This window comes from Telluria sp. AZSoR62, from assembly GCF_058111565.1.
The window spans coordinates 1-828 of the sequence record NZ_JBYTST010000038.1; the positions used below are offsets into that span (position 1 = coordinate 1).

At 55.7% G+C, this 828-nt stretch carries 2 protein-coding genes; both read left to right on the forward strand.

Translation table 11 applies throughout. The annotated features are described in order from the left end of the window. On the forward strand, positions 1–393 hold a 393-nt coding region (locus AC3XQU_RS22705), incomplete at its 5' end, for a hypothetical protein (RefSeq protein WP_489876428.1). Next, entirely contained in the window at positions 390–665 is a 276-nt protein-coding gene (locus AC3XQU_RS22710) for a hypothetical protein (protein WP_054780913.1), read from the forward strand. The genes AC3XQU_RS22705 and AC3XQU_RS22710, both read left to right, overlap by 4 nt. Positions 666–828 lie beyond the last annotated feature (163 nt).

The window sequence follows — 828 nt, forward strand, 5'->3', positions numbered from 1 at the left end:
ATGCACTTCTCTGATGAGGAGCGCGCCGCGGCCGACTGGCTGAGGAATCAAGGGATCGACGTCACGTCCGTCTCCACCGCAGACGGAAAGTTCGGAAAAGTCGCAGACGCCTTGTTCATCACTGATGATGTGACAGTAGAAATAAAGACCGTTTCGAAGAATGATGACAACAATTCGAACGCCATCGAGAAGGCAATTCGTCGTGGCACCGACCAATCCGACCGAATATTCATTGATGCTTCGGAGTCGGGGCTCTCACGAGAGGTGCTCGAAAAGGCTGTGCGTTCGTCAGTGCGGATGCGGGGAGTGAATCTTCAAGAAATCTGCATTCGTGGAGGTCCAGATAATTCCGGGTCGGGAACAGGGAGTGTCGTTGTATCATGGTCGCTATGACAGAGATCTCGGTGTACGTGGCGGCGGGTGCCGACAAGGACACCGTTCGCGATCTCGTTGAACCTCTGCTTCCTTCTGACTACTCCGCGTGGGGAGTCGACGACACGGCTGCGGACTATCCCGGATACGTGATGGCAGTCGACCTTCACCACAGGCCCGAGGCTGAACTGCTGCGCTGGGCTGAGGCAATCAAGGCCGTCGTGAAGAAGGACCTCGGTGTCGATGCTGAACTCGACACTGTCTTGGATCGGATTGACGCGAAAAGCATCTGAGTGTGCACGTCCTATCCTGTTGGTAGCCGGTGTATTTGTCGCCGAGTATGTGATTCAGGAGGCCAACATGGGCTGCAATTGTGGTGGGGGAACGAAGCGAACGGTTCATCAGGTTCGCCGATCTGACGGAACTGTGAAGCGCTATGCGACAGAGGCTGAGGCT

What these genes read in the sequence shown, in the direction of transcription:
- AC3XQU_RS22710 (WP_054780913.1), top strand. Translation starts at nt 390, where the DNA reads ATGACAGAGATCTCGGTGTACGTGGCGGCGGGTGCCGACAAGGACACC.